The sequence below is a fragment of the Candidatus Poribacteria bacterium genome (genome assembly GCA_016866785.1).
Classification (GTDB): domain Bacteria; phylum Poribacteria; class WGA-4E.
Window position 1 is genome coordinate 18,945 of sequence record VGLH01000038.1, and the last position, 14,054, is coordinate 32,998.

The window sequence follows — 14,054 nt, forward strand, 5'->3', positions numbered from 1 at the left end:
ACACCCGCGAGAACGCCTCGCGGGTGTCGGCTGCTTAGTGTCCGGTCCCCACCGACAGGTTCGACATGACGACGAATGCCCCAGGCCGCTCGCGCAGGCGACAGTGGATCCGATGGTCCCGCCTCTTGGCGGCATTCGTAACCACCCTTCTCGGCGTATTCGGGTGTCAGGACGCGCTCGATCCTGTTGACCAGCAACCGCCGAAGACCGACTCGCCGCCGTTCGCCGTCGGTGCGCCACAGCTCGAGCTCACGAACCATCCGCACGGCTGGCAGAAGCTCGACTGCACAACGTGTCACACGACGCGACTGGTCGCGGGACACGGCGGCTTGGGTGGCGATCAGTGCGTCTCGTGCCACGGATTCAATGGAACGCAGGCGGCACAGTGCAACTCTTGCCACGGTCGCCAGTCGTCAACGGGCGACCCGGACTCGGGGCTGCACGCGTTCCACGTCGGTACGTCGTCCTTCGGATGCGACACGTGTCACGCCAAGAACATCCACCGCAACGGGGGGCTGGAGCTCCAGATCGCGCAAGGGGCTCGCTTCGTGAAGGCAGCGTCCGAGCTCAACAGCTCCGATGCGGTTCCCGAAGTCTTCGCCACGCCGGGATGTACCGACGGCGGATGCCATGAGGCGCGCGCGTGGAAGGTTGATGCCTGCACGTCCTGTCATGCGACGCCGCCTGACAGCCCCATGCACGCAAAGCATCTGGCGCGTGGTGCGCTCACGAAGGGAGGACCCCTATCCTGCCGCGATTGCCACGCCGGGAACCAGCACGATGCCGACAAGCGTGCGGGCATCATCGAGGTCGGGGGAGGGGCGAAGTGGAAATCGTGGGATGGCTTCACCGGCGCGTGCGAGACCGCATGCCACGCGAAGTTGGAGCAGTGGGATTGCCAGTCCTGCCACGGCTACCCGCCGTCGACCGGCAAGCACACGACCCACGCGGAAGATTACAGGGTCGAGTGCGTCGTGTGCCACGAGGGTCATACGCACTCCTATCAAGCGGCTGTGGCTCCCAAGGACGCGCGCGCTACCGTCGAGGTGAAGTTCCTCTTCCAACGCGGTACATGGGACTCCGCCGCTGGCACATGCGCGAACACCGGATGCCATCCGACGCGGTCCTGGAGAAACTGACGTCGGTCGCTCGAGATGCGCCCCACCTCACGTAGGAGTCCTTCACAGGCTCCGCTAGTCCGGCTGTTTTCAAGGTAGTAGCGTCGACGAACGAGTGTCCCGAGGGCGATCGTCGGTGCGAGCGCTGTGTCCGGGATTGCGCCCGGACAGCACTGGTTGCGGATGCGGCACAGAAGGCGGCGGAACCCGATTCCGGCGCGAGAGAACGGCAGACACCCGATGACAACCCGCCGGATGGTGTCCCAGAACCAGGACGATGATAGGCTAATGGTCCTGGTCCCGGACGACAGATGCGTGCGTTTCAACCCGGAAGCAGGTGGCTTGTGAGTCGACTGTCCGTGTTGTGGGCGTTGGCAGTCACCGTGGCTGCCGGTGTCTCCTACCCCGCGACGGCGATGTGGCGCGCGGACAGCAGCCTGACATCGACTCTCTGGGCTCGCGAGCACTACTTACCGGCGATCTCAGACACCGCAGCGGACGACGATCCGAACACCACCGACTCGCAATTCCTCCAATACGGTCGTCTGGGATTGTCTGTCTTCCCCGAAGAGCGCGACAGAACACGCGTTCAGTTCTACGCCTCCGGTCGTTGGCGTCAGGCGTTGACGGGCGACCTCGACGCGGTCGGTGGGGACGACGTGCGCGTGTTCGAAACGTATGCGGACGTCTCGAACGTGAAGCACGGCGTTCGACTGAGAGCCGGTCGCCAGTTCCTGCCGAACGCGGCAGGCTTCTGGCAGCTCGATGGGGCTCACCTGACGATCCGCACCGGGTCGGTTACGGGTTCCGCCTATGGCGGTGTCGGAGGGGAATCGTGGCGGCTGAATGAGGCGGACGCGATGCTCGTCGGCGGGCTGATCGAGGCGCAAGCTGCGAGCATCGGGCGTCTGCGCGCCGGGGCGCTCTACCGCCGCGACACTTCGGACACAGGCGATCTGAACACGCTCTACTTGACCGGCGGCTTCGACGCGGCGAGCGGCGGCTTCGCGCGCATCCATCCCGGCATCCAACGACGCTCCATCTCTGCCGACTTCGCGTATGATCCTTCCCTCGGCAGACTCGTCCGGGCGACGGCACTGGCAGACGCCGACATCTCCCTTGCCACAATCGTCGCGCACGTCCGGTACGACACCCCACAGTTCGCGCCTGACTCGATCTTTCGCGTCTTTGCTCAAGAAGCGGAGCGTGAAGGGTCGCTGACGGCACGCGTCCATGTCACAGACAGTCTCGACGGCTCGATCCGTCACACAGAGCAGCGGTTCGACGACGGTTCCGCCCGTCGCGACGCGGTTGAGGCGTCGGTGCGGATCGATGGGGAATCCATCGCTCAGGTCGGCATGGAATGGCTCCGCTGGGAGGAAACGCGTCGGCGGTACATGTTCTTCCGGGTTCAGAAGGAAATCGTGCCGCACGTGTCGGTGGGCTTCGGAAGCGCTGTCAATCTCTATCGTTTCGCCGACGAAGAGACGGACGCAGCGGCACGGTCGGCGCACGCCGAAGTGCGCGCTCGCGTGAGCGACAACCTGAGGTCCTACGTCCGAATCGAACGCGGGCGGAACCGGGACTATCGCCGCGTCACTCGCGCGTTGGCATCGATCCAGTTGGTGTTCTCGGCAATGGGCGGAGTGCCGCGATGAGGCGCGACATTGCAGCAGCCATCGGATTGCTCGCTCTCCTCATCGCCGGGGCGATGGGAGCAGCGGCGCTGCCGCTCGTCGGCGGTTCGCGGTCCGAGCTGGTGTTCAGCCATGAGCGCCACGTGAACATGGATATCGCATGCGCCGACTGCCACGCCGCCGACAAGAGCACGCAGGCGGCTGACGACCTGATTCCACGGGAAGAGTCGTGCATGCGCTGCCACGACCGGACGCAGGGCTGCGAGCTCTGCCACAAGGACGTGGACCATGTGACTCCGATTCAACCTCGGAGCTACGGGTTCCGGTTCGTGCACACGACGCACTTGAAACCCGACGTGAACCCGAACGGGTGCGACACCTGCCATGCCGCGTTGCGCAAGAGCACCGACGCGAACGACTCGTTCCCCATCGGTCTGTCGCAGTGCCGATCGTGCCATCAGCACCAGGATGACATGTCCCGTGGAGATCGCTGCGGCACGTGCCACGATACGCTCAGTCCGCGCCGAGCCCTGCCTGCCTCACACACGACGGACTGGTTGACGCAACACGCGGGGGCGGCTGCGCGATCCGGATCGCTCTGCGACGTATGCCACCGTGGGACGGTGCGCGCGGATTTCGTGCAGGGCCCGCACGTATCCGAGTCGGTCGCGACGGCGAATCATGCGACGAGCGGACCCGTTGCTGACTGTGCCGACTGCCACCGAGCCGACGTCTGGTCCTCATCGGTGCACGATGCCGGCTACCTGCAAACGCACCCCACGGACGCGCTCCGAAGCGCCGTCACCTGCGAGAGTTGCCACGCGCGCGACGAATGTCAGTCATGCCACGCGCAGGCGGGATTGACCTATCTCGGTACACATCCGCCGACCTTCATGTTCGACCACGCATCGGAGGCTCGTAGGAACCTCGGAGCCTGTGCAGCCTGCCATCAAGAGTCCCAGTGCATCACGTGCCACCAGACCATCAACCCACATGGCGACGGGTGGGACGACGACCGTCTGGGACGCAACATGGCGCTGTGCGGCAAGTGTCACTCTAGCGGAGTGCCATTCGAATGAGATTCCGCCTGGGACTGCTCTTCGCGTGCCTTGCCGTCGTTGCAGCGACGGTCGGATGCAGGACCGTACCGACTGGCTCGCGTGAGTTGGCTCGCGTCAGCAAGAAGACGCTACCCGATTTCAAGGCTCCCCTGCTCAAGTGGCATCAGGCGAAGTTCCTGCGTACGCAGGCGCGATCCGCGCCCGCTCTGGACGAGAAGACGCATCCACACGGCTGGAAGAAGGGCGACTGCGCTCGCTGCCACCAGCTTTCGCCGACTGCCAACTTGAAGGACTGTTCGAGCTGTCACGGAGCCAACGGGCTTTCGGATGCGCCGGATACATGCCAGTCGTGCCACAACGTCGCCAGCCGCGACGGTCGACCGAACGACCGTATGCACAGCGCGCATATGACGACCACTTCGCGCGCGATGGAGTGTTGGCTCTGCCACCCTCGTCAGGAGACGGGCAAACACGCCAATGGTTCACGCGACGTGCTGCTCTTCGAAGGGGCGCTCGTCCCAGCGAGCACTCGCAACGAACCCGCGTCCTGTGCCGACACGACCTGCCATGAGACCCGCGTCTGGAGTCCCGCCGCCTGCACGACATGCCACGGCTATCCGCCATCGACTGGGCTGCACCAAGCGCACCTGGTCAAGGACAGAGAGTTGCGAACCGACATCGCGTGCGAGTCCTGCCACGGAGGCTATCGGCACGAGTCGGGGGTTGTGGACATTTCGCCAGGCGTCGCGGGGTTTGAGTCGTACCGAGCGCCGACCGGGTCCTGCATGGCGACCTGTCACGAGAACACGGCTCTGATGGCGCGCGCGGCGCGTCCGACTCCGGCAACATCGTCGTGGGATTGCACGAGCTGCCACGAATATCCGCCGCCATCGGGGAACCATCCGGCGGCGGGTCACACGGTCGTGCCGTGCGCGTCCTGTCACTCGAATCACACGCACACCGATGCCGGAGTGAAGACGCCCAAGGTCTTCCGTGGTGTGCCCGTGCAGGTTTCGTTCGCCGCCGGTGGCACATTCCGGGACGGGCTGTGCGGCGCCGTGTGCCACGAATCGATGATCTGGGGCGAGAGTTGTGGCGACTGCCACGGGTATCCACCTCAGACGGGTCGTCACGTCGCCCACGTCGAGAAGGGCAGAATGCTGTGCCGGGAGTGTCACACGGGCAACGACCACGATCTCGTCAAGGAGACGGGCGAGATCGACGTTCGCGGCGACTTCGTCTTCGACTCGATGACCGGCTCCTGCCAGACGACATGCCATGAACCGAAGGGCGAGTGGGGATGCGATTCGTGCCACGGCAATCCGCCGTCTGACCGCATCCACCCGGCACACAGGAACCCACGGGGTCGGTACTGGGACCTGGCGGCGATGTCCACTCAGTCCGGGATAGCCGACCTGGCAGCCTCTGGCATCGGCTGCGCGATCTGCCACGCGGATCACAAGCATTCGGCGACGGCAGCGACGAATCCGAAGGACTTCAGCGCGGCTCATGTCGATCTGTCCCTCGGAGACTTCATCCGCTCCAACGAGCGGTGCCAGGTGGCTTGCCACGAGCCCTTCTCGTGGCAAGAGCGGTGCAACGACTGCCATGAGACGCCGCCGAAGACCGGCGACCACCTCGATCATGTCGACAAGCCGAATGTGATGTGCGTGTCCTGCCACGGTACGATCTCGCACGACCGCCCGGTCACCGCGCCGCCGGGCTACTATGACCCGGACGGAGTCGTGACGATTGCCGCGTTCGACGAAATGACCGGAGACTGCCAGTCGAACTGCCACCTGAACAACGACGGTTCCCAGGAAATGCGTCGGTGGGATTGCCGATCTTGCCACGGAACGCCACCGACGACCGGCGCTCACGCCGACCACGACGCCTTCAACATGGGATGCCGAACGTGCCACGCAGGTCACGTGCACAACTCGTCGGCGGTCATCCATCCGCTCCAGTTCTCGCGCGCGGCTGTGGAACTGTCACTGTCCGGCACGTATGATCGAGCGTCCCGTTCGTGTTCGGACGTCGGTTGTCACCGCAACGATCTCTGGCTGTCGGAGACGGAACGGACGTTGCTGCGATCACGCTAGGACGACGCGATGTATGCGCCCATCTGTTGCGACCGAGCCCGCCTCGTGCTTCTGGCGATCGCGTGCGCAGTACCGCTGGTTCTCGTGGCGACGCCGAGTAGCGCCGCGATCAGCATGTCGACGAACCGCGGATGCATGCTCGCCAACTGCCACGGCACGCCGGGCGGAGATCGCACGCTGCCCGACGGAAGCCGCGGCTCTGCGCATGTCGACGAAGGGGAGCTCGAATCCTCGGCGCATCGGGGTCTCGCATGTCTGGAGTGCCACACGGATATCGTCGCGATTCCGCATGAAGCGGCGCTCTCCTCGGTGAACTGCGAGGCGTGCCACTACGAGAGCAACCCTCGCGGCGCGCCGAATATCGACCAGTTCCGGCAGTACGAGGAGAGCATCCACGGCGAGCGCGCTCGCGAGGGCGATCCGAAGGCTCCCAGGTGCTCGACGTGCCACGGTCAGCACAACATCAAGGGGAAGAAGGCGAAGGACTCGCGGGTACATCGCCAGAACGAGCCGTCCACGTGTGGCGAGTGCCATGACGAGCAGGCATCGGAGTTCCAGGAGGGGGTTCACGGAACGGACCTGGCGACGGGGAACCTGGACGTGCCGTCATGCGTCACGTGTCACGGCATCCATCGGATTCGACCTCACACGGACCCCGAATCGCCCGTCCACGAGAGCCATATCGCGGAGACGTGCTCGTCCTGCCATGGCGCCGTGACGATTGCCGACAAGTACGACTTCAGCGTGAAGCGCGTCGAGACGTACGCCGGGAGCTTCCACGGGTTCGCGAGCAAGTTCGGAGTGACCAGCGTCGCGAACTGCGCTAGCTGCCACGGAATCCATCGCATCCTTCCGCACACCGATGAGCGGTCGCAGGTGCATCCAAGCAACCTGGGTGCCACATGCGGTCAGAGGGACTGCCACCCCAAGGCTGTCGCCGGATTCGCTAGCGGACAGGTGCATCTGGGGGTGGCGGCTCCTGCCCCGTTGGGCGTGCGACTGATCCGCGTGCTCTATATCGTGCTGATCGCCGGGATCATCGGAGGCATGCTGTTGCACAACGCGTTCGACCTCGCCGCGCAGGTGCGGCGACGCAAGAGCGCGGCTGGTCCGGAGGCTTAGAGCGATGGCGCACCATCGTCACGTGTCGCAGGTCCCGGCTGGCATCGACGCGGCGGTTCGCCTGACGGGGAACGAACGGATCCAGCACGCGATCATGTTCATCGCGTTCACGCTCCTGGCGATCAGCGGGTTCATGACGCATTTGCCGAGGGCATGGGTCCGCGTTCTGGGGCTGGCATCCCCGGCGGTGTTCGAGTTTCGAGGCGATCTCCATCGAGTCTGCGGCATCGCCCTCTGCGTGGTCGGCATCTATCACGTGGCGTACTTGCTCGGCACTCGTCGCGGTCGTTGGCAACTCCGCGAACTGCTGCCTCGGAAGCGAGACTGGTTGGATTTCGTCGCGACGATGAGGTACTACCGGCGACCCAGCGAGCACCCGCAGCCCGAGTACGGTTGGTACAACTACGCCGAGAAAGCCGAATACTGGGCGCTGGTATGGGGCACGTTCATCATGGCGGTAACGGGCTTCATCCTATGGTTGGAGGAGTACAGCCCCAAGATCGTCATCGATGTGTCCGCCGTCGTGCATCGGTACGAGGCGCTCTTGGCGGTTCTGGCAGTCTTCGTGTGGCATTTCTATCACGTCCACCTATCGCCTGAGGTGTTCCCGATGAGCCCCGTTTGGCTGACGGGTCGCGAGGCGTCGGGGACCCACGAGCACGCGTCGAAAGGGTAGTCGATGCGAGGCACAGACGACACCAGTCCCACGTCGGAGCCCATCGCGCTGTCGCGCGATGAGATCGTTGCGCGGCTCAGGCGGATGGAACTGTTTCGGGGAGTCTCAGAGGAGGGGCTCAACGTCTTTGCCTCGCTCGTCGACATCCTGCACGTCGGGCCCGGCGAGCGCCTGTGCCACCAGGGCGATCCCGGCGAGTCGATGTGGTGCATCCTGTCGGGATCGGTTCGGATCACGGCGGATGGCGCGGCGATTGCCGACCTGACCGAGGGCTCGGTCGTCGGCGAGATGTCCATCCTCGACGGCTCTCCTCGCTCCGCCGACGTCGATACGACGGCGGATACGATCATCGCCCAATTGACGCACGCCCACTATGCCGAAGCGTTCACGCTGAGCGCGGACGCCGCTCTGACGCTGGTTCGCAACATCAGCAAGGTGCAGCAGAACCGTCTGCGTACGACCAACGAGCGAGCCATCGCCACCGCGCTGGAGGCGGAGCGAGCCGAGCGGCTGGAGCGTCGCTACCGCCGGTTCTTCCTGACCGGGCTTTTCGCCGTTGGCGGCGTGTTGCTGGCTCTGTTGGTCACCGCGGAAGTGACGTCGCAACCGAGCTTCTGCGGCTCGCACCACTACTTGCGACCGTATTACGAATCATGGCAGCGGTCCTCGCACAGTGAGGTCGGATGCCCGGAATGCCACTTCGCGCCCGGCTTCAAGGGCTATGTCGTCCGTAAATACAAGGCGCTCGCGGAAGTCGCTATCTACATCACGAACACGTACAAGGGCGAGCCCCGCGCCGAAGTCGGCGACGAAGGCTGTTTGCGCTCCGGCTGCCATTCTGACGCGCGACCCCCGGGCGACATCGAATACAAGGGGCTCCTCTTTTCGCACCGGAAGCATCTGCCCTGCGGACAGCACCACCTGACCATGAACCGCGGCGCCCTCAGCGCGATGCCGTCGAACATGACGACGCGCACGGGAACGCCACCGGAGGGTCACGAGAAGTTCCTGGAGGCACTGCCGCGAGGGCGCATCCTGCGGTGCGTGAGCTGTCACTCGCAGATCGTTCAAGGCAGCCACATGGAGGTGACCCAGAGCACCTGCTTCCTGTGTCACTTCAAGGCGGCGGCGGATTCGGAGCCCGTCTCGGGATGTCCGTCGTGCCACCAGGCGCCCAAAGAGACGATCTACATCAACAACATCGCGTTCAAGCACGAGGAGTTCACGAGTCGCGGCGTGACGTGCACGCAGTGCCATACGGATGTCGTGCGCGGAGATGGCGCGGTCAAGGAGGAGCGCTGCTTCCAGTGCCACGACCGACCCGAGAGGCTCCGCGAGTTCGAGAATCACAAGCTCATTCACGGCGTCCACGTGACCGAGCACAAGCTCGACTGCCTCATCTGCCACTCCGAGATCGAGCACAAGATCGAGTCCATCGCGACGACGATCCGATCCGACTGCCAGCAATGCCACGAGAGCGTCGAGCGGATGTACATGGGCGTGGCGGACGGCGTCGAGGTGACTCCGGATCCCATGTTCCTGGCGCGTGTCGCCTGTGATAGCTGCCACTCGTCGCATGTGGGCGTCGAGATGACCAGCAGCACGCGGCTGCTCAAGCCAGGCGCATGCGCGAGCTGCCACGGAGACGCTTACGAGGGCATGCAGGAACGCTGGCTGGAGGGCGGCAGGCGATTGATCGCCGAGATGGAGGCGCGGGAGAGCCGTGTCCGAGGGACCGTCTCAGCCGCCGCATCGTCGAGAAGCGAGGTGGACCCAGCCGTCCGATCCGCCAGGTCGCTGTTGGCGGCTGCGTCCACCAACGTGGACCTGTTGCGCAAGGGGAACCCCGTCCACAACGTGCGGTTCGCCGAACGCGTCGCTTCGGTCGCGAACGCGCAGCTCACGATGGCGACCAACGTGCTCAATGGGCGCTCCGCGCCGGTGGCTCCGCTCCAGCTAGCCGCGCTGTCCGCGCCCGAAGGTGGACGCTGCGGGACGTGCCATTTCGGAATCGAGAGCGTCTCGAAGCAGGTCTACGGAACGCTGTTCAGCCACGCGCCGCACATCACCAAGGCAGGACTCAAGTGCGCCCAGTGCCATTCCTCGGAGCCGCAGGAGCTTCCGGGACATGGCAAGACGCTGGTTAGCGCAGACGACTGCAAGTCGTGTCACCACTCGCCGACCACCAAGTCGGGCTGCCTTTCGTGTCATAGCGGAATCCGCTCGATTCGGGTCGCGTCGAAGCCGACGTTCGACCACGATCGACACGTGTCGGGTCAGCGCCTCGCCTGCTCGCAGTGCCACGCCAGTGACACCTCGAAGCGCTTCACTGGCGATTGCGTGTCCTGCCATCACAGGCAGACCGTGGACGTGGCGAAGAAGTGTACGACGTGCCACGCGACGCAGTCGGCGTTCGCCGCCGGCACGAACCTCCCGAGCGGATCGGCGGGTCTGCATGTCAAGGCGCAGGTCGCGTGCGGCGAATGTCACCGTCGAGCCGGAGAGCGGATCGTAACGATGGCGTGCGGTACGTGCCACACGACTGGCAACTATGACGCGATACGGAAGACGTGGCAAGACAAGACGCGCGCCCAGCTCGCAGAACTGGCGCGCGAGCGGACACGGTTCCAAGCAGCGGGCGGGGCCCGATCCGTCACGAGCGCGACGCTGCAAGCGATGCGGGCAGCAGATGCCGCCGCGAGCCGCATCGCTGCCGATGGCAGCTCCGGCGTTCACAACCCCGAGTACGTCGACACGATCCTGTCGCAGGGAATCGAAGCGTACCGGCGGGCGAACCCGTCTGCCGCGCGCTGACCGGGCATTGGTTGATCCAGGTCTCCCGACCGACTACACTGCCGGACGACACCGGCAGGCGCGACGCGTATCGTCGGAAGGGAGACCCGGATGCCTGACTATGAGCCGCTCGACCTCTCCAGCCTCTGCAACGCCGATCAGTCCGTCCTAGGGCAGAACGCATCTCAGCTTCCGACCGGGCAGCAGACGCTCCAGGGGCTGCCGTTCCTTCTTGGACCCCCCGACGGTGCAGGTCCGTCAGTCATCGGTCTGGGTAGCGGACTCCGATCCGAGCCCGTCACGATCATGGTCGGCAAGACGGCACGGTACATCCTGTTCGCCCACCGCCTGCTCGAGTCGAAGATTCACGAAGGCGATCCCGTCGGCCGCGAGTGCGGTGAGTACGTGTTCACGTACGGCGATGGCAGTGCGGTCGTCGTGCCGATCCGAGAACGGCTCGAAATCGGAATCATCCCGTCTGGCTGGGGGCAGCTCGCCCTCCTGGCGCACCCCGACATGAAGGACGGGCTGATGCCGCGCCACGAGGGCAACTGGGGTGGCGCGGGGAACCGGCAAACCGAGGCGATTCAGGCATGGCCCCGCTGGTTCTACCTGTTCCCATGGGAGAACCCGCACCCGGAGTCGGCGGTCCAGTCGATCATCGTACGACCGTCGGGCCTGCGTTTCCTCATCGCGGCGATCACGCTGAGCCATCTGGAGGAGTATCCCTTCACGCGCAGCGCCAAGCGCGCCGTGAAGATCGTCCTGCCCCAAGAGGAGGACGCTGCGAAACGCTTCGGACTCGAAGTCGAGGTCGATCGCGGCGTTGCGACCTATCCCTTCTCGCTGCCGCAGGCGTCGAGCGACGAGTACCTCGCCGACTCGATGCACGGATGGGGGGAACGCCAGAACCAGGCGTCGAGCCCGGCATATGTCGAGATCGCCGCGACACCGTCTGCGACCGTGACGGTCAAACAGGACGGCGATGCGCTCGGTTCCGCCCAATGGGGAGAACTACAGGACAAGGGCTCCGTTGAGGCGAGCCCACGGCTCAAGATGATCGTTGTCGACGAGGGACGGAACTGGGTCCGCACGCAGGTGCTGGACGACTACACCGGCAGGCCGGTTCCGTGCCGTATCCACTTCCGATCGCCGGACGGCGTTCCCTACCAGCCGCATGGTCACCACGCCCACGTCAACACGAACATGGGCACGTGGCACATCGACATCGGCGGCGATGTGCGCCTGGGACAGATCACGTACGCCTACATCGGCGGGAAGTGCGAAGGTTGGCTCCCGCGTGGCGACGTGATCGTCGATATCGCGCGCGGATACGAGTACGAGCCGATTCGGCAGCGCGTCCGCATTGAGCCGGGGCAACAAGAGCTGACGTTCCGGCTCAAGCGCTTCGCCAACATGAACGACGAGCGCTACTTCAGCGGCGATACTCACGTGCACTTCCTGTCGACGCAGGGAGCTCATACGGAGGCGGCAGGCGAAGGCGTGAACGTCATCAACCTGCTGCTCTCGCAGTGGGGGCATCTGTTCACGAACACGGAGGAGTTCACGGGCGCTCCCAGTGTCGCGCCGGACGGCAAGACCGTCGTCTACGCGACTCAGGAGAACCGACAGCACATCCTGGGGCATCTGACGCTGCTGGGGCTCAAGGAGCCGGTGAACCCGTGGTGCTCCGATGGTCCCGGCGAGGCGGAACTGGGCGGGAACCTGGAGACCACGCTCTCGCGATGGGCGGACGCGTGCCACGCGCAGGGCGGGACGGTCGTCATCCCACACATTCCCAATCCGAACTGCGAACCGGCGGCGCTCATCACGACGGGACGCGCCGACGCAGCGGAATGGCTCGTTCACGACTCCTACATGCACTTGGAGTACTACCGCTACCTGAACTGCGGGTACAAGCTCCCCATTGTCGGTGGAACGGACAAGATGACGTCGGACGTGCCGGTAGGCATCTACCGGACGTATGTCTACATCCCCAACGACGAACCGTTCACCTATGACACGTGGTGCAAGAACCTGCGCGCCGGACGGACGTTCCACAGCGGCGGACCCCTGCTGCGGTTCAAGGTAGAGGGCAAACCCATCGGCAGCACGATCAACCTGCCGGGCAACGGGGGAACCGTCACCGTCGAGGCGTCGGCGGACAGCGTCCTGCCGTTCCACTCGCTGGAGATCGTCCTCAACGGATCGGTCGTCGCGCGGACGGAGGACGCGAAGGGCACGCGACACCTGGCGCTGCGCGAGAGCATCCAGGTGGATCGCCACTCGTGGATCGCCGCTCGCTGCGCGGGCCCCAACTACTGGCAGAGCACGCGACATCACGACGGTTGGGGACGCGGGATCATGGCGCACACGTCGCCGGTCTACCTTGCTGTCGGCGGCGACTGGTGGATGTTCGACATCGGAGCAGCGAACTATCTGCTGACGCTGCTGAACGGTGGGATCGACTACATCCGCAAGCGCAGCGTCCAGTGGGAACCGGGTACGGTGACCCACCACCACGGTCACGACGACCACCTCGCCTATCTCGAAGAGCCCTTCCGCCAAGGGATCGAGGCGATCCACAAGCGCATGCACTCGCTGGGCATACCGCATTAGGACAGTCTGAAGGGTGAAGCCGATGGCGCTCGAACTCTCGCGCGACGTGCAGCTCCAGTTCCTGAGACCCGCGCAGCTCGAAGCGCGCGGGCGCGAGTTTCCCGTCGTCTACGTTCCGTTCGGGCCCATCGAATGGCATGGGCCCCACCTGCCGTTGGGAACCGATGCGCTGAAGGCACATGCCGTTCTGTGCCTGACGGCGGCAGCCTACGGGGGCGTCGTTTACCCGCCGTTCTTCCTCCACGACGGTTGGGACCTTCCGCCTGTCACGGCGACGATCACGAACCTGTTCCAGCGACTCAAGGGAACCGGGTTCCGGGTCCTGATCGGCATCTCGGGTCACAACGTCACGGGCATGATCGACATGATCCGCTCGGCGCTGGAACCCGTCGTCGCCGATGGAACCGCGCGCGGGTTCGCCGGTTGGGAGGTGACGCTGAGCGCGGGAGAAGACTTGAACACCGACCATGCGGCGAAGTGGGAGACCTCCGACATGATGTTCGCGTACCCGGACCGAGTCGATATGGCGATGCTGGGCACCGGCACGCTGAACCTCGACATGAAGGCTCCATGGGGCATCGGCGGACTCGATCCCCGCGAGCACGCGTCGAGCGCTGTCGGGCAGCGGTGCATGGAACTCGCTGCCGACACCATCGGTCGGCGCGCGCAGGAGTTGCTCTCCTCGCTCCCGGAAGAACACCGCGCGTTCGGCAAGCCCGCCATCGCCGTGGGGCAGTGGTGGATGGTCTGATCGTCCAACAACCTGCTTCGCTCGGCGTCGTCGCTGCATTCGGTTCGGCTCCCACGTCAGAACCTGAGCCCAAGGACTCGCCAGATGCGTACTTTCTATTGCGCAGGCTATTGCGCAGGACTGACACAAGCGCACCTGCGCTCGGTCGCGCGGTGGATCGCACGATCGGTTCTGC

The 14,054-nt window shown here is 64.9% G+C and carries 9 protein-coding genes; all 9 read left to right on the forward strand.

The annotated features are described in order from the left end of the window. Window positions 1–125: 125 nt before the first annotated feature. Window positions 126–1,139: a hypothetical protein gene (locus FJZ36_07435; protein ID MBM3214729.1), complete on the forward strand. Its 1,014-nt coding sequence runs from the start codon at window positions 126–128 to the stop codon at window positions 1,137–1,139. Between the two features lie 323 nt (window positions 1,140–1,462). After that, a complete protein-coding gene (locus FJZ36_07440; GenBank protein ID MBM3214730.1) occupies window positions 1,463–2,776 on the forward strand; it encodes a hypothetical protein in 1,314 nt (437 codons plus the stop codon). Continuing rightward, window positions 2,773–3,834: a hypothetical protein gene (locus tag FJZ36_07445; protein MBM3214731.1), complete on the forward strand. Its 1,062-nt coding sequence runs from the start codon at window positions 2,773–2,775 to the stop codon at window positions 3,832–3,834. Before FJZ36_07440 ends, FJZ36_07445 begins: the two co-directional genes overlap by 4 nt. Then, window positions 3,831–5,918, forward strand: coding sequence for a hypothetical protein (locus FJZ36_07450; GenBank protein ID MBM3214732.1), 2,088 nt, complete (start codon window positions 3,831–3,833; stop codon window positions 5,916–5,918). Before FJZ36_07445 ends, FJZ36_07450 begins: the two co-directional genes overlap by 4 nt. 9 nt (window positions 5,919–5,927) lie before the next feature. Then, complete coding sequence (locus tag FJZ36_07455) at window positions 5,928–7,040, forward strand: hypothetical protein (protein MBM3214733.1); 1,113 nt, start codon at window positions 5,928–5,930, stop codon at window positions 7,038–7,040. A gap of 4 nt (window positions 7,041–7,044) precedes the next feature. Next, on the forward strand, window positions 7,045–7,716 hold the full coding sequence (locus FJZ36_07460; GenBank protein MBM3214734.1) for a hypothetical protein: 672 nt from the start codon (window positions 7,045–7,047) through the stop codon (window positions 7,714–7,716). A 3-nt stretch (window positions 7,717–7,719) separates the two neighbouring features. Next, window positions 7,720–10,530, forward strand: coding sequence for a cyclic nucleotide-binding domain-containing protein (locus FJZ36_07465; GenBank protein MBM3214735.1), 2,811 nt, complete (start codon window positions 7,720–7,722; stop codon window positions 10,528–10,530). Between the two features lie 90 nt (window positions 10,531–10,620). Beyond that, window positions 10,621–13,128 carry a hypothetical protein gene (locus FJZ36_07470; protein MBM3214736.1) on the forward strand — a complete coding sequence of 836 codons (2,508 nt, stop codon included), beginning with the start codon at window positions 10,621–10,623 and terminating at the stop codon, window positions 13,126–13,128. 22 nt (window positions 13,129–13,150) lie between these two features. Further along, entirely contained in the window at window positions 13,151–13,879 is a 729-nt protein-coding gene (locus tag FJZ36_07475; GenBank protein MBM3214737.1) for a creatininase family protein, read from the forward strand. The last annotated feature ends 175 nt before the right edge of the window (window positions 13,880–14,054 follow it).

Excerpts from the sequence above, each read along its gene's own strand:
- FJZ36_07445 (MBM3214731.1), top strand. The coding sequence starts at position 2,773 with ATGAGGCGCGACATTGCAGCAGCCATCGGATTGCTCGCTCTCCTCATC.
- FJZ36_07450 (MBM3214732.1), top strand. The coding sequence starts at position 3,831 with ATGAGATTCCGCCTGGGACTGCTCTTCGCGTGCCTTGCCGTCGTTGCA.
- FJZ36_07455 (MBM3214733.1), top strand. The coding sequence starts at position 5,928 with ATGTATGCGCCCATCTGTTGCGACCGAGCCCGCCTCGTGCTTCTGGCG.
- FJZ36_07460 (MBM3214734.1), top strand. The coding sequence starts at position 7,045 with ATGGCGCACCATCGTCACGTGTCGCAGGTCCCGGCTGGCATCGACGCG.
- FJZ36_07465 (MBM3214735.1), top strand. The coding sequence starts at position 7,720 with ATGCGAGGCACAGACGACACCAGTCCCACGTCGGAGCCCATCGCGCTG.
- FJZ36_07470 (MBM3214736.1), top strand. The coding sequence starts at position 10,621 with ATGCCTGACTATGAGCCGCTCGACCTCTCCAGCCTCTGCAACGCCGAT.
- FJZ36_07475 (MBM3214737.1), top strand. The coding sequence starts at position 13,151 with ATGGCGCTCGAACTCTCGCGCGACGTGCAGCTCCAGTTCCTGAGACCC.